Below are 22,477 nucleotides of genomic sequence, written 5' to 3'. Positions count from 1 at the left end.
AATGTAGCCTCAACATGAGAATTATTGGTTATTATTCTCAGATCGAACAAGCTGAACTCCCGGCAAATTGGGATGATGATCCTAATTTTGTAGGAAATATTGAATTTGCTAAAGCAGATTTTAGACCAAAAATGCCTAGGGGAATCCTGCATAAGAAGGCGAAATTGACAGATCTTTTGAGTGCATGCTCACCTGGCTTTGAACGACGGTTGTTGGTAAGTAAATTATTAAAAAACTTATGGGAGCTTTTTGATAATGAACACTTTCAGTTTTTTGACTGTGATGTTATCACTAAAAATTTAACATATGAATATTGGCTCATGAACCCTTTGATAAGTAATTTTGAGTTTGTAGACTTTCAACGTTCTACAGTTGTTATAAGAAAGGTTAAGCCAGATGGAGGATCTTTTCTGGAAGAGGTTCCGATTACCAGCTTAAAGGAATTTAAAGCTTTTTTGGAAATATTAGGAATCGTAGATCGAGGAAGGACGTTTATTTCCAGAGTTTGTCTTTTGGATAATATTCCAAAAGATGTTTTCGCGTTGAACCACGTGCATGGCGGTGTTGGATACTATGTTTCAGAAAAAGTGAAGAATGCTATTGAAGTTAGCGGAATCACGGGCATTGAATTCGCGCCGATTTCCCTGACATTTCATGAATGGAGTTATGAGTACAGAAATAGCATCTATGGTTAAAAAGAAAAACAGGTTCGTTCTATGATACGAAATTGTGGTATGCCATCCTTTTTTGGTAGAAAATATATTTAGGACAATTTAAACAGAAAAGCCTCACATTTCTGTGAGGCTTTCGTGATCCCGCTGGGATTCGAACCCAGGACCACTACATTAAAAGTGTAATGCTCTACCAGCTGAGCTACGGAATCATTTCCCTTTTTGAAGGAGTGCAAAAGTATTAAAATAATGCAGCTTTTCTGCATTAACAATGGCTTAATTTTAAGTTTACATCGTTTTTGCGTTTAATTCCTTGATTTGTAGGCCGAAAAAAAATATCTGATTCTGCCATTTTTATAAAGCAGGCAACCAAAAGCGATTATCGTGCAGGTCCACATCGTAAAAATCATCGGATAAGCGGTGTTATTGTGGAGTAAACTTAGTATGGAGGTAATCAGGAAAGCAGATAGGTAGCTAAGGGAGCCTATTAGTGCGGATGCTGAACCTGAAACTGTGGGCAGAGAAGCCAGGTATAGCGCGGTTGTATTTGGCAAAATCGGACCTAACATAGCGAGAAAAATAAAAGTAAATCCAAGCAACAGAGGGAATGGTCCATTAAAATAAATGATCAAAACCATTGTGGCCCCGGTAATTAGCTGACAGATCAATGCAAATTTTGTGATGACTTGGATTTCAAAATGTTTCAGTAACCTGGTATTGATCAGCCCTGCGCAGATAATGCCTACGGCAAACAAAGAAAAGGTAAATCCAAATTGTTTCTTCGTCAGGGAATAGATATTGGTGAATACGAATGGAGAACCGGTAATCATGGCAAAGGCCGCGCTATTACTAACGGCTCTTACTAAAGCATAATTTACAAAGGAAGGACTCTTAATGCATTGAAGGTATCCATTTCGGATGGTCTGAAAACTTAGTACTTTACTTTCAGTGCCAGGCTTCCCATCTGGCAGGACAGTTAAGCAGCCCAACAATCCAATCCCTGAAATTATGGCCATGATCAAAAACAAAAACTTCCAGGTCGATTCCTCTGCAAGCATACCGCCGATCATGGGGGCTAGAATAGGGGATACGCCCATCAATATTTGTAGCAGTGTAAAAACATGAGCCGCATTTCTACCTTTATAAAGATCATTTACCAATGCTCTCGATATGACTTGACAGGAGCTGCCTGCCAGACCTTGTAAGAACCTCAATCCTAATAGCAAGGTAAATGAGCTGGTCAGAATGCAACATACACTACAGATGATGTAAATCGCTAAACCTATTCTCAGTGGCATTTTTCTTCCCCAGACATCAGAAAGAGGGCCAATGAATAACTGACCAAAGGACATGCCGAAAAGGAATAACGTAATTGTGCTCTCTATCCTTACCATGGGTACTTTAAAATAGTCAGACATGACACCAAAGGCGGGCAGGTACATATCAATAGAGATAGAACCGATGGCAGTTAAAATACCTAAGGTAAGCGTGGTAAGGAGCGGATGCGGATTAATCTTTGACATGATCGGAACAGCAGATTTGTTATCTGCAAAACTAAGCTTACATTGGTTCTTTGTAAAGAGCCATTATATAAGGAATTAATAGAGCCAATTTATGAGTAAAATCTCTCCTGAAATCCTGTTGACTTTCATCAATCTGGACCGTTCCCTTAAAACACCGCTATATATTCAGTTGTATGATGCAATTAAGCAAAATGTGTTTGATGGGATGCTTAAGCATGGGGATCGGATGCCTTCCACTAGAAGTCTCGCCACGGAATTCAGTATTTCCAGAAACTGTGTGTTATTGGCTTTTGAGCAGTTGACATTGGAAGGTTTTTTAACCAGTAAAACCGGTGATGGGACCTATGTTTGTGAACAGGTCAATGAGTTGAAGCCCAGTGTTAGGGAATTAAAAAAGCGTTCTGCAGTCGAAGAACGGACTTTGATTGCTACCGAAACGGCAGAAGTTCCTTTGCATGCTAAATTTGTTTTGAATTATATCGGACAGGAAGCGATGTTGCCTTTTCAGCCATCGATACCTTCTTTGCCCGATTTTCCATTCCAGATATGGGCAAAAATAGCAGCTAATGTGTACCGAAATATTCATAAACTGCATCTCGGTTATGATAGTGCACAGGGCTTTCTTCCCTTAAGGGAAGCGCTTACAGATTACCTGAGGATTAACCGTTCTATCAGTTGTACTGCAGACCAAATTGTATTGGTCAATGGCTCTAGTCAGGCGATGCACCTGATCGCAGAATTGCTTTTAAAAAAAGAGGACCAATGCTGGATGGAGGACCCTGGTTTTCTTAGAGCAAAATCAGCTTTTGCCCGTTTCGGCGCGAAGATTTGCCCGGTTCCCATTGCTGCTTCAGGAATGGATTTGGATTATGCCAGGAAACACTTTCCTGCTGCAAAGCTCGCTTATGTAACGCCATCCCATCAATATCCATTGGGAGAAACGATGCCACTAATGGAAAGGATAAAACTGCTGAAATGGGCTGCACAACAAAATATGTGGGTCATAGAAGATGATTATGAAAGTGAGTTTCGTTATGTGAACCGGCCGATACCAGCCCTTAAAGGATTGGATACTTTTGGAAAGGTAATCTATGTAGGCACCTTTAATAAGACTTTATTTCCTGCCTTAAGAATTGGGTATATGGTGTTGCCTTCGGTAGCGCTTGCCCAACAATTTACAATTGCTAAAGCAGTGATAGATCGGCAGAGTCCGGTAATTGATCAGGCAATCTTAACTGAATTTATCCTCGAAGGGCATTTTTCCAGACACCTGCGTAGAATGAGGCTGGTGTACCGTAAAGCGCAGGAGGATTTGGTCGCTTTGTTGAAACAACATTTAGGCGATTTTCTTCGGGTGGAGACTACCGATGCTGGAATGCATCTGGTTGCTTGGCTATTAGACGATGAGGATGCTACAGCTGTCGCCAACAAGGCAAGAGCAAATGGTGTTTTCATATATGCTGTAGACGAGCTTTCTGTGGCATTTAAACATCCTGCGGCATTGATAATAGGTTTTACCGGCTTTAGTTTGAAGATGATGGAAGAGGCGGTACTAAAACTGAAAGAGATCCTGAAAATGAGCTGCTGATGCCTTGTCCGCGATTTTATCACCAAAAACTGATAATTTCTGTAGTTATAGGTTTTGCTGATTTGAAGATTATTGGTGTAAGAGGTAGTCAAACGTATATTTAGGCTGATAACCCAAGACTGCTTTGGCTTTTTCAGAAACATAGACACGGTCTATGGTTTTAGGGAATATCCAGTTGTTTTTCCTATAAATTTCTTCTGCCTCCGGAAAGTATTTTAAGATAGCTTCTAAAGGAGAATGCTTCAATAAAGCTAGGTCTTCTTTTCGAAATGGAGTCCCACTGGAGATGTTAAATATTTCAAATTGGTCAAAATTATGGAGTAAAGCCAGCCTGATTGCTTCTGCGCCATCCCTTTCGTCCAGGCCTCTATAAAGCCGGTGATTGATGGTCAGGTTTTCGGACTCAGGTAAAAATCTTGCCACCCTAAAAACGGTTGTTGCTAAGCCTTCCCGGTAAAAGAAATCTTTGCAAAGTTGTTCACAGCACTGCTTAGTAATGTCGTAAATGTCTCTGGGTTGTTCAGTTAAGGTTTCATCCACCCAAACGGCTTGCTTTTCATCCTGCATTGCAGTGCCATATATCGACGTTGTACTCAGGTATAAGAATTTCTTTATTCCATTCTTAACAGCAGCATTTAACAAATTAAGAGTTCCCTTGATATTTACTTCTATTAATGCTTCTCGGGAATAGTTGAGGTCGTAATGTTTACCATGAAGCGCTGCAGTATGGACGATGAAATCTACCCCCTGTAAGATATTTCCTACGTCTTCTTTGTTTTGAATATCGATCAAATGATCTGTAGATGGGTGTTTGATGAGGTCTATCCCAATAACTTGATGCCCTGAGTTTTTCAAGTGCTCAACGGTAACTGAACCTAGGCGTCCTGATGATCCTGTAACTAGAACTCTCATAATTATTTAATCTTTTTAAGTAGTGGCTAATGAAAAACGAAGTAAAATTAAGAGATTCGAATAACAAAGCGTTCATCACATGAGATATAAAATGACCATCCTATTCTTCTTTTTATCGTCTAATCTATGGGCGCAGAGCTTGTGTCGGACGGATATCATGAATAAGGAAGCGCTGGTTCCTGCGGATAGAACCGAACAATTCATTGGGTATAATTTTGCTAACCTTTGGCTAGTGACTGATGATAATTTGGTTTATGGAATAATCGGCGATGAACACCAACGACTTTTAATTAAGATTTTGACCGTCGTAAAGGACCAGAAGAATCCAAAAGAATACCTGATCAAAGGAAAATCATGGGTTAAAGGAAATGTTTGCGATTTCAATGGAAAGATCCTGATCAAGGAGATTAGAGTATCTAAAAGAACCAATTTTGGCGTTGATGATGAGTTTAAAGATAAAGGGATGAAAACTCAAGGACTGCTGACCGCTAGTTATGAGTTTTTTGAAGATAAAAATCAAAAGTATGCTGGCCGTTTTTATGGTGTCCTTAAAACAAAATGGTATGTGGACTAGAATAATAAAATGACTTATGATGATGTCAATATTGCTTCGGATGGTTATTTTAATAATGCTTTTGTGGGAATGTGGAGGGGTTACAAGTCTACAGTCGAGAAAAAATGTAACTGGGCTGATTATCGGGTGCCCAGCTCAAATTGTGACTTTGATATCGGCGCTGGCGAGTTCAATGTTGCTGAAAAATACATCAAAAATGGCTGGCTAGATATCGCACTAAAAAATATGGCTCCAAATCCCGCAATTATCAAAAACAAAACACCCGTATCCCAAAAGCTGTGGTGGCAATAAGAACTCCGGCCTAAAAGCGGACTTCAAAATCTCCATTGTATATGGTGACAGAATCTGTCATGTTTTTTACATTATACAAAACACCATACAACTTTCCACCAACAATTGGAACAAAACTGTCATTAAGCAATTCATATTTTGTGATTTTAATCTCGAAAGGCTTTTTTAAATTGTTTGTGGTATACAAGACTGTAGAATCGGTACCTGAATTCTTTGCTAAGAAAATATGTGTGCTTAAACGTTCTAAATATTTAGCTGCGTCATTTAAGTAATATGCCTTTTTTTTGATGTCAAATACCTGGAAATTCAATACAGAATTGCTGGGGAATTGGGCTTTTGGTAAAATTACTCTTACGGTGTACATATCAATCTGATCTCTGTTGTTCATGCCTACTCCAGTCCATGATCCTGTGAGATTTTCTCTGTCCTTAAACAGGTTGTTTTGAATTTGTATGGACTTATTGTTAATCTCCGCATTAAAATACTGCTTGTACTCAGGTTTTTTTAGCGGTTGTTCTTCTTGTTTTGTACAGGAAAGGACTGTGGGTATTGTTGATAAGGTAAATAATATTTTTAAATATTTATTCATTATAGTTCTGATCTTTGTTTTATTTAATTGTGAAAATTAATTTTAAATAAGCTGCTTGTTGATCGATATTTTTCAATAATAATAATTTTAATTTACTTAATATTTAATATTGTGTTTATTATCAATATTGATACATTTTTTTATCTTTTTAAGGGATATATTATTTTAATGGTTTGTTATTTTGCTACAATATGCCTTTCGGTGGTTTTACATGCAATGGGCTCGTTAATACGCCAAATGGTCTTTTTTAGGTAATAAAACTAAACCTGGCATAAATTAGGGAGTAAAATATTTTGATTAGATTTATATAGATCGTAATATTGCAATATAAAATATGGGACTTACTAAATCAGAAATATTCACCAAGGAACAAAATGAGCTTTCAACGCTGTTAAAAGCTTTGGCTCATCCAGCACGTATTGCTATCCTGCAAAGGATACTCATCTCTAATACCTGTATTTGTGGTGATCTGGTAGAAGAACTAGGGTTGGCTCAAGCCACCATTTCGCAACACTTGAAAGAACTTAAAAATGCGGGAATCATTCAGGGTACTATAGAAGGAGTGAGTATATGCTATTGTATTAATCCTACGACCTGGAGACTGCTAGAAAAACAATTAGGCGCATTTTTAGGATCGTACAAAGGGGAAACAACTTGTTGTTAGCCTTTTTTTGCTACTATCAATCGTTAAATTGCAATAATATAATTAATATAAAAAAAACAGTTATGAAACTATCAGAAATAAAAGAAATCCTAACCAAAGCGGAAGGAGTTAATTTTCAATTAGAAAATGGAAATATGGTACCAGAGCATTTCCATGTTACTGAAGTGGGTATTATTACCAAAGACTTTATTGATTGTGGTGGTACTGTACGTCATGAGAAGGTGGCAAACTTCCAAATTTGGGATGCTAATGATTATGAACACCGTTTAAAAGCAGGGAAATTATTGAGTATCATTTCACTCTCAGAAGAAGTACTAGGTATGGGTGATTATGAAATAGAGGTAGAGTATCAAGCCGAGACCATTGGTAAGTATGACCTTGGTTATGATGGAAAAAAATTCCTGTTAATTCCTAAAAAAACAGCCTGTCTTGCGATGGATAAGTGTGGTGTTCCAGAAGAGAAGAAAAAAATTGAACTGGTGAATTTTGCTTCTGGCTCGGTCTGCACTCCTGGAGGAGGCTGCTGCTAATTACTGTTGTTATAAAATAAATAGGTATGTCTGCAACAAATTGCGCTCCAGTAGCGGAAAGAAAAAAGATGAGTTTTTTAGACCGTTATCTCACCCTGTGGATATTTTTGGCAATGGCTACAGGAGTATCCATAGGGTTCTTTATTCCTTCATCATCGGGGTTTATTAATTCTTTCTCCAGTGGAACAACAAATATTCCATTGGCAATAGGGCTAATTTTAATGATGTACCCACCCTTGGCAAAAGTTAAATACGAGCAGATGGGTAAAGTATTTAAAGACACTAAGGTTTTAGGCGTTTCTTTAATACTCAACTGGGTAATTGGCCCCTTATTAATGTTCTTCCTCGCGATTACTTTTTTACGGGATTACCCGGAGTATATGGTGGGTCTAATCTTAATCGGTTTGGCCAGGTGTATCGCAATGGTGGTGGTTTGGAATGAGCTTGCTGAAGGAAATCGTGAATACGCTGCCGGTTTAATTGCCCTGAACAGTATTTTTCAAGTATTGCTGTACAGCGTGTTTGCCTATGTTTTTATTACTGTTCTTCCGCCATATTTTGGCCTCCAAAGTATCGACGTAAATATTACCATTTCAGAAATTGCTAAAAGTGTGGGGATTTATTTGGGTATTCCTTTCGCTATGGGAGTCATAAGTAGATACGGCTTAATTGCGCTAAAGGGAGAGGAGTGGTTTCAAAACAAGTTTGTACCGCTCATCTCGCCAATCACGTTAATCGCATTGCTATTTACGATCGTAGTGATGTTTAGTTTGAAAGGGGAATTAATCGTTCAGATTCCTATGGATGTACTTAGGATTGCTATTCCACTGGTGATCTATTTCTCTATCATGTTTGTGGTTAGCTTTTTTGCTGGACGATATTTTGGAGCAGATTACTCGAAGAGTACTTCCATCGCTTTTACGGCCACTGGAAATAATTTTGAATTGGCTATCGCTGTTGCAATTGGGGTATTTGGGATCAATTCCGGACAGGCATTTGCAGGGGTTATTGGACCTTTGGTAGAAGTTCCCGTTTTAATTGCCCTGGTAAACCTTGCTTTATGGTTTAGGAAAAAATATTTTAATCCAGTGCCAACTATTTTGTAGTGCGTATTTACGTCTCAACTGTTTATTGAAAACTTAAAACAAACCATATGAAAATTGCACTTTTCTCTGATATTCATGCCAATCTGCCGGCATTGGAAGCTTTTTTTAAAGATGTAGAAACACGGAATACAGATGCTATTTATTGCCTGGGCGATCTAGTCGGGTATAACATCTGGCCTAATGAGGTCATAGATGAGATCCGCAAACGTGGTATTCCTACCATTGCAGGTAATTATGACTGGGGGATAGGCAGGTCAAGCGATGATTGTGGATGTGCCTATAAAACAGAGGAGGAAAAGGCGATGGGGAAGGTTTCTATCTCTTATACAAATGACATTATAAAAGAGGAACAGCGGACCTATTTGCGAACACTTCCAGCACACATCAGACTGGAATATCAGTTAAATCATGACAAACGCAATGTGCTTTTCGTTCATGGGAGTCCTCGTAAAGTAAACGAATACCTGTTTGAAGATCGGGATGAGCATAGTATGCTTCGTATTATGGAGCAAGCAGAGGCCGATATCTTGTGCTTCGGCCATACCCATCAACCGTACCACCGGATTTTAAATTCAGGCATTGATGGAAAGGATCATTTCCGTCATGCAATCAATATTGGATCAGTAGGGAAACCAAAAGATAAAGATCCAAGAGGTGGATATGTGATCTTAACGATCAATCCCGATAGTACGGTAACCGATAAGGATAGTATTAAAGTGGAGTTTATCCGCTTTGAGTATGATATAGAAAAAGCGGCAAAAGCGGTTGAAGATAGCCCTTTGCCTAATGGATATGCGGAGATGTTGCGTAAAGGATAAAATTAAAAAGACGAGGATTTAAACTTTTCCTTTCATGATTTTGAGTAAGACTTCATCTCTTTTTTGTCTGGATATTGGAGCCTGACTACCATCGTCCATGGCAATGTATCCACCATCGGTTTTTACATAGGCAGAGATTTTTCGGAAGTTGATCAGGTGAGACTGGTGTGTCCTGATGAAATTATAATTTTCGAGTAATTCCTGATATTCCTTTAATGTTTTACAGACGAGATATTGTTTTTTATTGTCTAAATAAATATGTGTGTAATTGCCCTCAGCCTCGAGCCTGATGATTTTATTGATCGCTAAAAACTCTATTTTATCAGACAAGGGGATAGCAATTTTCTGCTCATTCTCTCCTCTGTCTATATTAGCAACCAACTCCTTTAACCTTTCATTTTCTTTTATGGGATTAATTTGGAGTGTTGCTTTTTCAACGGCATTGCTCAGTTCCAAAATATTAATCGGCTTAAGCAGGTAATCTATAGCGCATGCTTTAACTGCCTGTATCCCATATTTGTCAAAAGCGGTAACAAAAATAACTTCAAATTTCTGCTGACCATTTAATAATTTTAATAAGTCGAACCCAGAAACTTCTCCCATTTCTATATCTAGAAAAAGTAAATCAGGGTTTAATTCTCTAATTAATTTAATTGCTTCAACAGCGGAGCCCGCTTCGGCGATGATTTCTACATTTGGGCAATATTCCAGCAACAACTGACGTAAGTTAATTCTGCTTTTCAATTCATCGTCAATCAATATTGCTTTTAAGATTCTCATTAATCTATTGGAATAGTTAATACAGCAGTAACGCCGTTCTCATTTTCGGCTAAAATACTACTTAAATGTAAGTTTCCTACATTTCCATTGGCGCTGAGCAGGATTAGTCGTTCTTTTACCAGCTTTAATCCAAAGCTTTTATTGCCCTCAGCTTTATTTTCTTTTAAGCCAGTGCCATTGTCTGTGATTATAATCTTAAGGTATTTCTGATCACAACTAATATGAATAACAAGGCGTCCTGTATCTCCCTTTTGGGCCAAACCATGTAGTATTGAATTTTCTACAAGCGGTTGAATGATCATACCTGGAATTTCCAACAATTGGGTATTCACTTCAGGAGAGACTTCAATTTCGTATTTAAAGTTAAAGCGCAGCTGCTCCAGCTCGCAATAGAGTGTGATTGCATCTAGCTCATCTGATAGTGATACGAAGCTTTTCTCTGAATTGTTCAGAACCCTTCGCATCAGCAAGGAGAATTTCTCCAGATAAATATTAGCTTCTTTATACTGATGATTGTTAATCAGGGATTGTATGGAGTTTAAAGCATTGAACATGAAATGTGGGTTCATCTGTGAGCGTATTGCTTTGATTTCTAAATCCTTGATTTTGTTCTTTAGTAAGGTCTTCTTCTTTTGGCCGGAAATTCTTGCTCTATATACCGAAAATACGATTACTGAAGTAAGTAGAGCGGAGCAAATGCTCCACCCTAAAGTATTGATTAATGATGCCTTTTGCTCCTTGGTCATTACACTCGAATCTATTGCATTTTTTATCATTTCCTCTACAACTTGATGTTCATCGGGTGATTCATCAAACAAGTAACTGGATATAACCCTAAAGTCGGAAGTAAATGTAAATACCTTAGTCTGCAGATAATAAAGGTCAAAATTCTTTTGTTTGTTTCCGTCATCACTTAATACGACATAAGTGACGTTGGGTAGTTCCCTCAGTTTTTGATCAACGGTACTTTTCTCCACTGAGGACAAACTCTGTGCGATAACAAAATGAACCTGACTACCTTTTTGTTTTTTTATAAGCTCTATAAAGCCTTTTAAAACATCGGGATTATTATTGTTCACAATTAATACCAATGGCTTTCCTTTAAATTTGGCAAGCTCAAGAGCGCTTCCGTCTTGTAAAAAGAGTTTCTTAATCGGGCTTGGATTTCCGGGCAACCATTGTCTTGCTTGTGTCCAAATCTCTTTGAGTCGATTTGTAAGGGTAGAATCGCCACAATTATGGATGAAATCTTCATAATAACTTTTCAGCCTTTCTGTACTTTCCACTTCGCTTTTGTGAAGCTCTTTTTTTAAGGATTGATAAATGGAAAAATATAAGGGAAATCCTTCGAAAGAGGCCAAAGCGGTTGCAAAATCAGTATAGAAGCCATACTGGTCGGCATTGACCATACCTAATTTTGTTTTCTGATAGGAGAGTAACCAAGTTAGATAATAATTGTAATAAAGACCACCGTCTAAACCACTCATAAAAACCGGCAATGTATCAATACTTTTAAAGAACGCTTTAGGGAACTCATCAAAAGGGATTTTCGGTTTTAGTTGTTTACGGTATTCAGAGAGGTACATCAGTTTCGTCCCAGCCTGCACATACTTAAAGTCAGTTCTGCAATAGTTTAAAATTTCTGGAGAAACACGGTTCTTGTACTTGTTTATAATACCATCAAAATCTTTTTGCCCCTGTTTTTGAAAAGATAAAAATTCTTCTAGTGATTTTGAACGATAATTACTTTCATTAACCCATTGGTGGTTAAAAACAGATACCAAATCTTTACTTAGTGAGGCTTTAGCTGCTGCATTTCCTGCAAAAGAAAGGGTGTTGTCAAAATCTAGTGCATCCGCTTTAATGATCAGCGTGTCTAAGGGTTCCAAAAGGACACTGAAGGTTTTATAGTGATCAAACTCACCAAAAATAAACCTGCGCCTTGAATTTAAACCTGCCAAAATATTGGCACGAAAAGAACCATCATTATTAAACTTAAAAATCTCATGATGAATTTCGTAAATGCTATCTGCCTTAGGTAAATTGGTGATTATACCTTCGATAAGTGCATTTTTTGGAAATTTGAAAGAGGCCGATTCTAAAACCGGATTTGCAATGTCATTCGCGCCAGTGGAGTTAGGCAAGTCTAATGTTTTAGCCAGATCCTTACCGGCAATCAGCGAAATTATTATGGTCTCAGAAATTTGTTTTAAATGTGCAATTGGGAAAACCCTATCAGCTGACAATTCTGTTTTTGGAGTAGAAGACGTTGTTTTACCCTCAATTGATAAGAAGTTAATCTTTTGAGCAGTCGATAATGACTTCAGTGTTAATATTTTCCCATGGCTATCAGCTGTTATTTCATAAACTTGTTTAGTTAGATTTTTTTTTCTGTTTTCTAAATAGGGTGGGTAGTGAGAGTCATATCCCAACCAAGTATTTTTTGCATCAGCATATTTTAATCTCATTCGTTCAAGAGTGACTTTAAATACCAAATTCCCATTTGACATTTTACTTAAGAGCTCATACCTAACATTAAAGTTATAGTCGAAGGTCTGCGCTACATTACGAATTCGCATATCTGTTTCGAACCAATCTCCTGATTTGAGCGCCATTGTGGGATGTTGCTTTTGAGCGAAGAGTTGTGAAAGCGCGAGCAACAGTATTATTCCAAGGCTTAAAAGTTTTTTCTGTTTCATGTTTTTAAGATTTAAACAAAAGAACTTAAAGCGATCCATTGCGTTTGGCCTCATTGAGCAGATGACGTATATGACTTATTATTCTGCAATAATACCATTTCATCTTGTTGTTTACTGCGAAATAGCAGTTAGACTATGAAATAACCCTACCACGGAATGACTTACCAATTATCGTTGAATTATGGTTCTGCAGTAATTATGCCTGCATTATTAGCAATTGTAATTACTAATTTTTACACCTGGGTTAGAAAAAAAAGTCTTTAATGCCTGTTCTGTATCTAAAAGAATTTTTTGATGGCTTCTGCGCTTACCGGTGTGAAGAAGTTAATTAAATTACCGTCTGGGTCACGAAATAGTAATGACCGGTTACCCCAAGGCATTGTTGTGGGCTTTTGAACGACATCAGTAGTTAACACTTTGATTCTCCTGTAATCATCATCCACATTCTCAACGAGAAATTCTATGATTATACTTTTGTTAGCGGCTGGTTGAGCAACTCCTTCGCCAAAGAAAGCTAATGTTCGGGTGCTTCCAATTGCCAAGGTAAAAGAGCTCGTAATGAGCTCTGCAAAGTCGTCTGTTGACCATTTTGCAGTTACCCCTGTCGCCTTCTCAAAAAAATGAACTAATCGTTTAATGTCGGCCGTAATAATTCTTATAGATACCAGATTCATAATTTTAGGGTAGTTTGTTTAACTGTTTTCAAATTAATTTATAGCACAAAATTAAAACGGCGTTGTGACAACAGTATGTCAGGACTATTGTCGTTTGTTGTTTTTGTCCTAAAAATTACTGAAGGGTAAGGAGGTGCGGTTTGAAGGTGAATCGATTGATAATATTCTTTGGTGCTGGTTTATTTGCTGAGTAGAGGAAGCTTCAATTTAATCACCGAATCACTCAATTTATAGGATGATTTATGCAAATTTTGGTATCGCATGAAAAGAAAAAAGGCCTTCAATCATATGATTAAAGGCCTTTTGGTGATCCCGCTGGGATTCGAACCCAGGACCACTACATTAAAAGTGTAATGCTCTACCAGCTGAGCTACGGAATCATTCTCCTTTCGGAGGAGTGCAAAAGTATAAAAATTCTGCATACTTTTCATTTTAACAACAGATTAATTTTACTTTAATGCAATGATTGATCTTAACTGGTTGACTTACATGTAATAGAAGGCCGAATTATTATTCGTAATTTTTATCATCGATCAATCCAATAATTATAGCCGATTGCTACAATTCCTGGCTCATGTGATTTAAGGCGAACGAAATAGAAGAGGAACGGTTAAACTTGGATTTAAAATGGATCATGTTATAATCCAGAAATTCTCCAAAATTGACTTTTATCTTGGTGTAAAAATGTAATCATATGAAAAAAGTAATGATTTTAATTGCCGGGTTGGTCGGCTTAACAATTACCGCCAATGCGCAGCAGTTGGCTGCATCAAAGGTTCCATCTGCAGTGAAGACTGCATTCGCGAAGGCACATCCGGATCTGAAATCTGTATCCTGGGAGAAGGAAAAAACAAATTATGAAGCTGGCTTTAAGTTAAACGGTAAAAAAACTTCTGAGCTTTATACCCTTAATGGGATGATGACTGAATCTGAAGTCGCTATCATGCCCACAGAATTACCGGCTGAGGCTCGTAATTACATCGCCTCGCATTATAAAGGAGTAAAGATCAAAGAAGCCGCCAAAATCACCAGAACCAATGGAGAGATTACCTATGAAGCTGAGATAAACGGTAAGGATGTTATTTTTGATGCCAAAGGAAATCCCGTTAAATAAGGTGATTTTTAGAGGAGGTGATTTGTACCGTCGACATTTGCAAGGCGAATTTTGAGGGTACGATCATTTGTTCTTCTTTTCTAGAAATGGATGTTGAATAAGGGCTTTAAAATCGGAACTTGAATAGTTCTGGTAATTGTCTACTCCAAATTTAATATCTTCTTCAGGCATTTCTCGATAAGTCCCAAATAACCTATCCCATATGCAAAATACATCTCCATAATTGCAGTCAGTATAAGGTAATTCAAAGTGATGATGCACTTGATGAAGCCTTGGTGTGATAAATAACAATTGACAAATACGCTCAATTTTGACCGGGATTTTGTAGTTGGAATGCGCAGTTAGGTTTGCCACAGTTTGTATGGTTTGTCTTAGTAAAAGCACGCCTATTGATGCCCCTGACAAGAATACCCAGACCATTAGAAAACAGACCCGGATAAAAGTTTCGCATGGATGCTCACGTAATGTTGTAGATACATCTACTTCTTCATCAGAATGATGAATCAGATGAAAGTTCCAGAACTTGGGAGTCTTATGCATCAATACGTGATAAACATATTCGCAAAAATCTAGTAGGAGAAATGCGATGAGGTATTTCAGCCAGCCATAGGTAGTGCCAGGTAGTAAATACAACAGTCCCCAATGATGAATAGTTACCCAACCTGAAACCAATATGACTAAGGCCGATAGAGATAGTTGAATTGGAAGAGCAGTGGTGATAAAAAGGAGGTTTACACGACTATGGCGCCACTTTTCCTTTGCATCTACCAATGCATTATGTAATTCTGCGACCCATATCAGTATGATTACACCTAGAAATAAGAAAATTTGTAATAAGGTACTATGGTTATTCCATAAAGAATGAAGAAGTGCTTGCACGGTTTGGGTTGTTTATTTTATGCGATAGTACCATCCAAAACTGATTAATTTCTGTAGCGCTTAGTTAGTTCGCATTTTTACTTCCTACGATAGGATAACTTCAGAAAGAAAACAGCATTGCCTCTTATTTTGCCTATAGATGAAAATTTTAATTGTAGAAGATGAAAGGGAACTTTCAGAGAGTATTAGAAAATATCTGGGTTCTGAAAAGTTTATTTGCGAAATGGCCTATGATTATCATACGGCAATGGAGAAAATACATCTCAATGAATACTCCTGCATTCTATTGGATATTACGCTCCCAAATGGGAATGGCCTTGATATACTTAGAGAATTAAAACGTATGAATAAGGCAGAAGGTGTTTTGATTATAAGTGCCAGAAATTCAATGGATGATAAGGTGAATGGCTTGAATCTTGGAGCTGATGATTACCTTTCAAAGCCATTTCATTTACCGGAGTTAGCGGCAAGAGTTTCTGCAATTATCAGAAGAAAAAGCTTTAACGGCCGTAATCAGATTGTTGTTGATCAGCTGATACTTGATATCCAAGATAAAATGTTAATAGTTAGTGGTCATGAAATAGCATTAACCAGAAAAGAATATGAACTGCTTCTTTATTTATTGAGTAACCAAAATAAAGTAGTTACAAAAGCAGCAATCGTTGAGCACCTCTGGGGTGAAGATATTGATCTGGCAGATAATTACGATTTTATCTATTCACACATTAAGAACTTGAGAAAGAAAATTATACAGGCCGGATGCCCGGATTATATAAAAGTGATTTACGGCATGGGCTATAAGTTTAAAGTAACGCTCTAAAATCCAGTAAATGAAACTATTTACCAAATATAGTAGGCTGAACCTCGCGGTAATGAGCTTGGTATTCGTGATATCAGGTCTTATCTATTACTTATTAATCAGCAACATGCTGATTGCTGAGCTTGATGAAGCGCTTGGAGAATACGAAGTTAGGATGGAGAAATACTTGAGTATAAATGGCGCTTTGCCTGTCTTTGAAAATATTGAGGAAGTATTGGTCAGTTATCATAAAATTAATAAGGCTCAGGATAAAGTATACAGTACTGTTAAGCTTTATGATGCTGAAGAGCATGCTTATGGTGTTTTTCGGCAATTGTTATTTACACAAAAAGTTAAAGGACAACTATATCAGGTCAAGATCTGCATTCCTATTGAAGGTACTAAAATGCTCACCAATGTGATCGCATTCACTACATTGGGCATGTTGTTGCTGGTGATTGTATCTTCGCTAATTTTCAATTATTGGATATTGGGAAGGCTCTGGAGACCATTTTACACTGCAATGAGTGTGCTGAGAACGTATAAATTGGGGAGTAATGTTGTGCCGAAATTACCTGTTACTGAGATCGAAGAGTTCTCCTTTATGAATGCCAGTCTTACCAAATTGATGAGTAGCATAGGAGAGGATTATAACGTATTAAAGGAATTTACAGAGAATGCGGCCCATGAAATCCAGACTCCACTAGCCATCATCAGGTCTAAGCTGGATGTAATGATACAAGCGGAAAACCTATCAGAAAGCCAAAGTATGGAGATTTCAAGTATCTACACTGGAATTCGCAGACTTAGCAAGTTAAATCATTCCTTATTGTTGCTCGCGAAAATAGAAAATGATCAGTTCTCCGGGATTGAAAAGATTGATATGAAAGAGAAGCTACAGGAAAAGTTTTCACAATTTCATGAACTATGGGAAGGAAAGGCTTTACAAGTAGTAGTTGATTTAAATGACTCAACCCTTGAGGCTAATCATGATCTCGTAGATGTTTTGTTGAATAATCTTTTAAGTAATGCGGGGAATCATAATTATGATCGAGGCGATCTGAAAATCGCGCTACATGCAGACGTGTTGGAAATTACCAATTCTGGTAATGGAGCAAAACTTGAAGAGGCAGCGCTTTTTACCAGGTTTTATAAAGAAAATCAGCATAGTTCAAGCAATGGTCTCGGCCTCTCCATCATCAAGCAGATTTGCGATAGATCAGGGATTGATGTTCATTATCGTTTTACTGATGGGTACCATAGTTTCATTTTAACCTGGATAACTCCATAATTTTTAGGGATGACCGATATGGTCATCCTATTAGCCCGTATTTGTCAATGATTGGCTGCCTCTTCTCAGGGAAGGTCGTTACGCCAAACCGCTGATCCAGGTTTTTTAGCCGTTTAGCAATTTGTGGATCTGCAGGGCTCAGGTGTTTCCTCATCATTTCGGGGAAAATCTGGTGAAAGAGTTCTTCCAGGAAGTCTTCAAAGTTTTGGTTGAAGTACATGTCAATGAAGCGAAGTGGTTTTTCAGAGCTGTTCCAAAATGTATGTTCCATATTTCTCGGCCTGAAATGCCATCCACCAGTTTGAATTTCATCTACCTTGCCATTTACGATCACCGTAGCTGTTCCTTCCAGTACCAGCATCAACTCATCCAGGTCTTTGTGGATATGTGGAGTCGGCCCCATTTTTCGGGCTGCAACCGCTGTTTCTACGCAGGAGAACTGCCGGTTTGTTTGTGCACTCTTTACCCAGGTTCGTATATCAATCCCTCCTGGTCCAGGTTGTAGAGGAGGCTGTGGGGGAAGATAAAAGGGGGAGAGTGTGTTTTCTTCTATGCCAAAGTTAAACTTTGGAAGTCCGATACCAATTGTAGCCAATGCAATATGTTGAATTAGGCTGCGTCTTGAAATGCTTAGGTTATTTTCCATTGTTTTTGGGATTACTGATGGTTAATTACTCGATTTATTAAACAAAATACAGATAAAAAAGGTGTCGATCAATGTGCTTACCTAAAGGTAATTACCTTATCTTTAGGTAGGTAATAGAAATTATGTCCTCAGAAGCGCTATATGTCGGTTGTCCTGTACAACATGCCCGACAGTTTTTAAGTGGGAAGTGGCAGATTGCCATTATATGGCATCTAAAGACGCAGCCGTCAAGATTTGTCGACTTGAGAAACATATTGCCAGGGATTAGTGAAAAGGTACTGACACAAGAGTTGCGGTTTTTTGAAGAAAGCGGCATCGTTCAAAAGGAAGTATTTGTTTGCAGTCCAGCGAAGGTGGAATATAGGTTGACCACCCAAGGTCTAACCTTAATCCCGGTTATACAACATATTATCCAATGGGGCTACACCAATTTGCAGGAGGAAAAAGCAAAGCGTTCGATGAGTTCTACTCCAACTAGCGTTATCGATGAACTTGAAGCCATGCAAGTTCCGGAACGAAATCAGGAGTAGTCGCTTGATGTAAAAAAACTCATTTCGTATTAAAACTTACTACTCTTGCAGTTGTTATTGCATTGTAAATCAGTCGATCGCCTTAGTGTTGTGTTCAGAGAATTTTTATTAAATTTTAAAATAACTTTTATGAAAAAGCAACGAACTAACTTTCTTCAGAAACAATGTCTAAAGAAAGAAATTATTGAAAGTCCTGGCCATCATTCAATAAAGGAAAAGGTACGCCGAGGGAGTCAGATTCTGGTTAGACTTATGATACTATCCTTCATTTTCCTATTTACGGTTCCTACTGCTTTTGCCCAGGACACCAACTATTATACGAACGACCAAGCCACTGTTACCATAAAAACTCAGCAAGTGCCACCACCAATACCTGATTATGTTCAGCCTCCATGTCCAGGAGATGGGTATTACTGGACTCCTGGCTATTGGGCATGGGCATCAAATGATTATTATTGGGTACCTGGTGTTTGGGTTATGCCTCCAGCTGTTAATTTATTATGGACTCCGGGGTATTGGGCATTTATTGATGATTTTTATTGCTGGTATCCAGGTTACTGGGGGGCTCAGGTAGGCTATTATGGTGGCATTAATTATGGATTCGGTTATTTCGGTAATGGCTTTTTTGGAGGCCGTTGGGAAGGAGGCCGTTTTAGATATAACACTTCTGTATGGCGTGTAGGCAGAAATGTTCACAATACTTATGTCGAAAGAGTAAATATAGATAACAATAGGAATCGAGCCAGTTTCAATGGTGGAGGTGGAATAAACTACCGCCCAAATAGGGATGAAGTGAGAGGTATACAAAATCATACCCCTGCAAATGTAGAGCAAAGGAGTCATGAAATAAATATGAGCAATGAAAGAGGGCAGTTTCACAATACCAATCCAAAGCCAGCGGTACATAGTATGAGTGCACCTGGAGGTCAACGGTTTGATGATCGTGGCCGTCAAATGAGAATGGGAGGTGGTGGTGGCGGTCGCCGAGGAGGAAGAGGATAACACAGAATACCTAATCTATATCTGAATGAATGAAGTAATCCTACAGTCCCTAGGCGCCGCTGAAACAGTGACCGGATCAAAGCATTTATTGAAAACCCCTGAGCTAAATATTCTTATAGATTGTGGGTTGTTTCAAGGAATTAAATCATTGAGAGAACAAAATTGGCAACCTTTAAACTTCCCTGCCTATGAGATTGATTTGATCATTTTAACCCACGCACATCTTGACCATTGTGGTTACATTCCATTGTTGGTGAAAAAAGGGTTTAAAGGATTGATTTATATGATTACATGACTATAAGCCATGAAGAATTTTAGGAATTAAATAACAACATCACGATTAACGAAGATCATAATTGTACCATTGGTTTTATTAAAGATAAACGAAGTAAAATTATCATTGCAGCCAGTGGTATGATGACGGGAGGGCGGGTACTGGAATACTTGAAGCATTATGTTGTGAATGGCAGAAATACAGTGCTTATTGTTGGTTTTCAAGCAGGAGGTACCAGGGGAAGAGTACTGCTAAATAAAAACCATGAAGTTAAAATTCATGGCAGGTATTATCCCGTTAATGCTGGGATTCTTGAAATTCAAGGACTATCCGCTCATGCGGATCAATTGGAATTATTAAAGTGGATTCGAAAATTTAAAAAGCGTCCAAAACAAATATTCCTTGTTCATGGAGAGCCAGGTGCCCAAGATGCATTACGAGTTAAAATTCAAACAGAATTAAATCTGCCAGTGAAGATAATGAAACAGAATCAGGATGTTTTGCTTTTTACCTGTAATAGTTTGAAGAATTCAAATTTACCTTAAGACGATTGTCATGGCGTTTATTGGAATATTGTTTGCTCTGTTTTTTGCCATTATATTAACGGCTGTTTTTCGACTGTTTTTTCATAATTCCGGGTCATGGGCTGAATTTTGGTCTTTCTTTGTATTGTTGTTCTTTGTTTCACTCGCAGCCGGAGAATGGGCCGCTCCGCGTGGACCTTCTGTCTGGGGGTATTATTGGGTTCCAGGCTTAATTTCGGCTTTTGTGGTTGGGTTGGTTATTGTTGCTGTTTCTCCCCATTCCACTATGAAACGGACAAGGAGGTCAAAGAATAGGAAAGAGGATGCAGTTGAAGAAGAAATCAGAGAGTTTGAGGTTGGTGTAGCTGTGGTTGTATTTGGTGTTTTTTATTGTATCGTGATTGTTTTATTGGCGTTGATTGCACTTTCAGGTTTAGTGATTAAAATGTAAGGAGGAATGTAGGACAATATGAAGAAGAAGGCCGCATTAAAGTACCTTAAGAAGGAATGGAAAGTGATGAGGGTACATCTTCAATCTTTTTTGAAAAAAGAAGAGCAGGAGGACTTGCATCGGTTTAGGATACAGGCCAAAAGAATAGAAGCTTTTTTGATGCTGTTAGATCAGGTCGGTCATCATTCAAAACTTGTCAAATGTTTCAGTCCCGTTAAAAAAATGTTTAAAAAGACGGGAGCATTACGCAATAGATACATCATAAATGAGCTCATACCAGGGTATTTCTCTCCGAAAAAATCGCTCAGGAAGTTTCGGTCTTTAGTAGTTCGGTACCGGAAAAGAATTAAAAAAGCAAGACTCAAATTGCTGAGAAAAATAAGGCCTGTTAAACGAGCTCAAATCTTCTGCTTCTACCAAGATCATCTCCAGCAAATAACTCGATCTTTGAATGGAATAATTTCAGATGATGGGTTACATGAATTTCGTAAACAGATTAAAGTGTTGTTGTATAATTATAAGCCATTTTGCGAGAAACTAGATCTGCATTTGGATGTCGATTATTTGGAAAAGGTGGAAGAGGCTATAGGTAGATGGCATGACCAGTTGATGATTAGCTCGCTTTTTGGTAAGAATGTGCCTATCGTTAGCCATAGTGAAGATGATTCTCTGGAAAAGTTAAGATCCAATATCATCGACTTAACTCATAACTTCTATCAACGGGTAAATCACAACTAAATTAAGCTCAATGTTTATCTCAAATTTATTGGGCAACAAAGTTTCAGCTGGGCTTTTGTAATTGAGATAAGTAAAATATCACTTCTTCATCGCTGATCTGCTTGAAGTCTTCATAGAAAGCGCCTACGCCATAAAATGCCTCTGGGCTCAATAATACTACGACTTCGTTTACTTCTTTAGATAGCATTTCGACAGCCTCTTTCGATGATACTGGAACGCCTATAATTATTTTTCCAGGTTGCCCCTGACGAATTAGGTTTAATGTTCCCAACATGGTATTGCCGGTTGCCATTCCGTCATCTATAATAATAACTGTTTTTCCGGCTATGTTCTCAGGCGTTTTGTTGCCCATGAATTTTTTATACATTTCTTTTAGCCGTGTTCTGATTACGAAGAGTTCTTGTTGAATGTAATCTTCAGAAACAGCTCCGGGATGTATAATAAAATAGTCTGAAAGGTTAGCAGCACCAATGGCGTATTCTTTGTTCGTTGGGTGTCCAATTTTCTTTGTTAGGATTAGCTCTATGGGGTAACCTAGTTCTTTGGCGACAAAATAGGCCAGGGGAACACCACCTCTCGGCACAGCCAGGACAATACCAGGGTCGTTTCTGTATTTTTTTAGCCTTTCGGCCAATAACCGGCCAGCTTCTGTTCTATCTTTAAACATGATGCATGTGATGATATAAAAGTCGACTTACATTGATAAACCAAGTTACTGTTTATGAATAGCTTTTATGGTGTCGACGGTCATTTGAAGGAGTGATCTTGAACATCACTTGCATTGAGCAACAAAAAAAACATATTCAAGAG

At 38.1% G+C, this 22,477-nt stretch carries 26 protein-coding genes and 2 tRNA genes; 17 read left to right on the top strand and 11 right to left on the bottom strand.

What is annotated here, in order from left to right:
- Positions 1-14: 14 nt before the first annotated feature.
- Positions 15-695 carry an imm11 family protein gene (locus GM920_RS05030; RefSeq protein ID WP_182954025.1) on the top strand — a complete coding sequence of 227 codons (681 nt, stop codon included), beginning with the start codon at positions 15-17 and terminating at the stop codon, positions 693-695.
- A gap of 115 nt (positions 696-810) precedes the next feature.
- Here the strand turns inward: GM920_RS05030 and GM920_RS05025 are convergent.
- A tRNA-Lys gene (locus tag GM920_RS05025) sits at positions 811-883 on the bottom strand.
- A 93-nt stretch (positions 884-976) separates the two neighbouring features.
- On the bottom strand, positions 977-2,194 hold the full coding sequence (locus tag GM920_RS05020) for a multidrug effflux MFS transporter (protein ID WP_182954022.1): 1,218 nt from the start codon (positions 2,192-2,194) through the stop codon (positions 977-979).
- A 91-nt stretch (positions 2,195-2,285) separates the two neighbouring features.
- Between GM920_RS05020 and pdxR the strand changes: the two genes are divergently transcribed.
- Entirely contained in the window at positions 2,286-3,782 is a 1,497-nt protein-coding gene (gene pdxR, locus GM920_RS05015) for a MocR-like pyridoxine biosynthesis transcription factor PdxR (protein ID WP_182954020.1), read from the top strand.
- A gap of 69 nt (positions 3,783-3,851) precedes the next feature.
- On the opposite strand, the gene GM920_RS05010 is transcribed toward pdxR, so the two are convergent.
- Positions 3,852-4,694, bottom strand: coding sequence for an NAD-dependent epimerase/dehydratase family protein (locus GM920_RS05010; protein ID WP_182954018.1), 843 nt, complete (start codon positions 4,692-4,694; stop codon positions 3,852-3,854).
- Between the two features lie 79 nt (positions 4,695-4,773).
- Between GM920_RS05010 and GM920_RS05005 the strand changes: the two genes are divergently transcribed.
- Positions 4,774-5,268 (top strand): hypothetical protein, encoded by a 495-nt coding sequence (locus tag GM920_RS05005; protein ID WP_182954016.1) that lies wholly within the window; start codon positions 4,774-4,776, stop codon positions 5,266-5,268.
- Between the two features lie 9 nt (positions 5,269-5,277).
- Positions 5,278-5,559 (top strand): hypothetical protein, encoded by a 282-nt coding sequence (locus GM920_RS05000; protein WP_182954014.1) that lies wholly within the window; start codon positions 5,278-5,280, stop codon positions 5,557-5,559.
- Positions 5,560-5,569: 10 nt separating this feature from the next.
- On the opposite strand, the gene GM920_RS04995 is transcribed toward GM920_RS05000, so the two are convergent.
- A complete protein-coding gene (locus GM920_RS04995) occupies positions 5,570-6,148 on the bottom strand; it encodes a DUF5025 domain-containing protein (protein ID WP_182954012.1) in 579 nt (192 codons plus the stop codon).
- A gap of 334 nt (positions 6,149-6,482) precedes the next feature.
- Here GM920_RS04995 and GM920_RS04990 point away from each other — a divergent pair, with 334 nt between their 5' ends.
- The 4 genes from GM920_RS04990 to GM920_RS04975 all read left to right on the top strand — a co-directional run bounded on the left by GM920_RS04990 (position 6,483) and on the right by GM920_RS04975 (position 9,266).
- The gene (locus GM920_RS04990) at positions 6,483-6,812 is read left to right on the top strand and encodes an ArsR/SmtB family transcription factor (RefSeq protein ID WP_182954009.1); all 330 of its coding nucleotides are present in this window, start codon (positions 6,483-6,485) and stop codon (positions 6,810-6,812) included.
- Between the two features lie 62 nt (positions 6,813-6,874).
- Positions 6,875-7,342, top strand: a complete 468-nt coding sequence (locus tag GM920_RS04985; RefSeq protein ID WP_182954006.1) for a DUF6428 family protein — start codon at positions 6,875-6,877, stop codon at positions 7,340-7,342.
- Positions 7,343-7,368: 26 nt separating this feature from the next.
- Positions 7,369-8,448 carry an ACR3 family arsenite efflux transporter gene (arsB, locus tag GM920_RS04980; RefSeq protein ID WP_182954004.1) on the top strand — a complete coding sequence of 360 codons (1,080 nt, stop codon included), beginning with the start codon at positions 7,369-7,371 and terminating at the stop codon, positions 8,446-8,448.
- Positions 8,449-8,495: 47 nt separating this feature from the next.
- Complete coding sequence (locus tag GM920_RS04975; RefSeq protein ID WP_182954002.1) at positions 8,496-9,266, top strand: metallophosphoesterase family protein; 771 nt, start codon at positions 8,496-8,498, stop codon at positions 9,264-9,266.
- An 18-nt stretch (positions 9,267-9,284) separates the two neighbouring features.
- Here GM920_RS04975 and GM920_RS04970 read toward each other — a convergent pair whose 3' ends face one another.
- The 4 genes from GM920_RS04970 to GM920_RS04955 form a co-directional block, all read right to left on the bottom strand.
- Positions 9,285-10,046, bottom strand: a complete 762-nt coding sequence (locus GM920_RS04970; protein ID WP_182953999.1) for a LytR/AlgR family response regulator transcription factor — start codon at positions 10,044-10,046, stop codon at positions 9,285-9,287.
- Positions 10,046-12,745, bottom strand: coding sequence for a sensor histidine kinase (locus tag GM920_RS04965; RefSeq protein ID WP_182953998.1), 2,700 nt, complete (start codon positions 12,743-12,745; stop codon positions 10,046-10,048). The genes GM920_RS04970 and GM920_RS04965 overlap by 1 nt, the downstream gene beginning before the upstream one ends.
- Positions 12,746-13,023: 278 nt before the next feature.
- Entirely contained in the window at positions 13,024-13,419 is a 396-nt protein-coding gene (locus GM920_RS04960; protein ID WP_182953996.1) for a VOC family protein, read from the bottom strand.
- A 304-nt stretch (positions 13,420-13,723) separates the two neighbouring features.
- A tRNA-Lys gene (locus tag GM920_RS04955) sits at positions 13,724-13,799 on the bottom strand.
- A 314-nt stretch (positions 13,800-14,113) separates the two neighbouring features.
- Between GM920_RS04955 and GM920_RS04950 the strand changes: the two genes are divergently transcribed.
- Positions 14,114-14,533, top strand: a complete 420-nt coding sequence (locus tag GM920_RS04950) for a PepSY-like domain-containing protein (RefSeq protein ID WP_182953994.1) — start codon at positions 14,114-14,116, stop codon at positions 14,531-14,533.
- Positions 14,534-14,596: 63 nt separating this feature from the next.
- On the opposite strand, the gene GM920_RS23685 is transcribed toward GM920_RS04950, so the two are convergent.
- Positions 14,597-15,412: a sterol desaturase family protein gene (locus tag GM920_RS23685; protein ID WP_182953991.1), complete on the bottom strand. Its 816-nt coding sequence runs from the start codon at positions 15,410-15,412 to the stop codon at positions 14,597-14,599.
- Positions 15,413-15,551: 139 nt separating this feature from the next.
- Between GM920_RS23685 and GM920_RS04940 the strand changes: the two genes are divergently transcribed.
- Positions 15,552-16,232 carry a response regulator transcription factor gene (locus tag GM920_RS04940; protein ID WP_182953988.1) on the top strand — a complete coding sequence of 227 codons (681 nt, stop codon included), beginning with the start codon at positions 15,552-15,554 and terminating at the stop codon, positions 16,230-16,232.
- A 10-nt stretch (positions 16,233-16,242) separates the two neighbouring features.
- On the top strand, positions 16,243-17,502 hold the full coding sequence (locus tag GM920_RS04935) for a sensor histidine kinase (protein ID WP_182953986.1): 1,260 nt from the start codon (positions 16,243-16,245) through the stop codon (positions 17,500-17,502).
- 22 nt (positions 17,503-17,524) lie between these two features.
- On the opposite strand, the gene GM920_RS04930 is transcribed toward GM920_RS04935, so the two are convergent.
- Positions 17,525-18,148: a cupin domain-containing protein gene (locus GM920_RS04930; RefSeq protein ID WP_182953984.1), complete on the bottom strand. Its 624-nt coding sequence runs from the start codon at positions 18,146-18,148 to the stop codon at positions 17,525-17,527.
- Positions 18,149-18,270: 122 nt separating this feature from the next.
- On the opposite strand from GM920_RS04930, the gene GM920_RS04925 reads away from it, so the two are divergent.
- The 6 genes from GM920_RS04925 (at position 18,271) to GM920_RS23970 (ending at position 21,667) form a co-directional block, all read left to right on the top strand.
- Complete coding sequence (locus GM920_RS04925; protein ID WP_182953981.1) at positions 18,271-18,678, top strand: winged helix-turn-helix transcriptional regulator; 408 nt, start codon at positions 18,271-18,273, stop codon at positions 18,676-18,678.
- Positions 18,679-18,807: 129 nt separating this feature from the next.
- Positions 18,808-19,680, top strand: a complete 873-nt coding sequence (locus tag GM920_RS04920) for a YXWGXW repeat-containing protein (protein ID WP_202986036.1) — start codon at positions 18,808-18,810, stop codon at positions 19,678-19,680.
- Between the two features lie 25 nt (positions 19,681-19,705).
- Positions 19,706-19,975, top strand: a complete 270-nt coding sequence (locus GM920_RS04915) for an MBL fold metallo-hydrolase (RefSeq protein WP_182953980.1) — start codon at positions 19,706-19,708, stop codon at positions 19,973-19,975.
- 38 nt (positions 19,976-20,013) lie between these two features.
- Positions 20,014-20,499 (top strand): MBL fold metallo-hydrolase RNA specificity domain-containing protein, encoded by a 486-nt coding sequence (locus tag GM920_RS23915; protein WP_317171510.1) that lies wholly within the window; start codon positions 20,014-20,016, stop codon positions 20,497-20,499.
- A 10-nt stretch (positions 20,500-20,509) separates the two neighbouring features.
- Complete coding sequence (locus GM920_RS04905) at positions 20,510-20,929, top strand: hypothetical protein (protein ID WP_182953976.1); 420 nt, start codon at positions 20,510-20,512, stop codon at positions 20,927-20,929.
- A gap of 447 nt (positions 20,930-21,376) precedes the next feature.
- On the top strand, positions 21,377-21,667 hold the full coding sequence (locus GM920_RS23970) for a hypothetical protein (protein WP_394367950.1): 291 nt from the start codon (positions 21,377-21,379) through the stop codon (positions 21,665-21,667).
- A 43-nt stretch (positions 21,668-21,710) separates the two neighbouring features.
- Here GM920_RS23970 and GM920_RS04895 read toward each other — a convergent pair whose 3' ends face one another.
- Entirely contained in the window at positions 21,711-22,334 is a 624-nt protein-coding gene (locus tag GM920_RS04895; protein ID WP_182953972.1) for a phosphoribosyltransferase, read from the bottom strand.
- Between the last annotated feature and the right edge of the window lie 143 nt (positions 22,335-22,477).

Origin of the sequence: Pedobacter gandavensis (genome assembly GCF_014172405.1) — a bacterium.
Classification (GTDB): domain Bacteria; phylum Bacteroidota; class Bacteroidia; order Sphingobacteriales; family Sphingobacteriaceae; genus Pedobacter; species Pedobacter gandavensis.
This window is presented reverse-complemented; position numbering and strand designations above follow the sequence as displayed.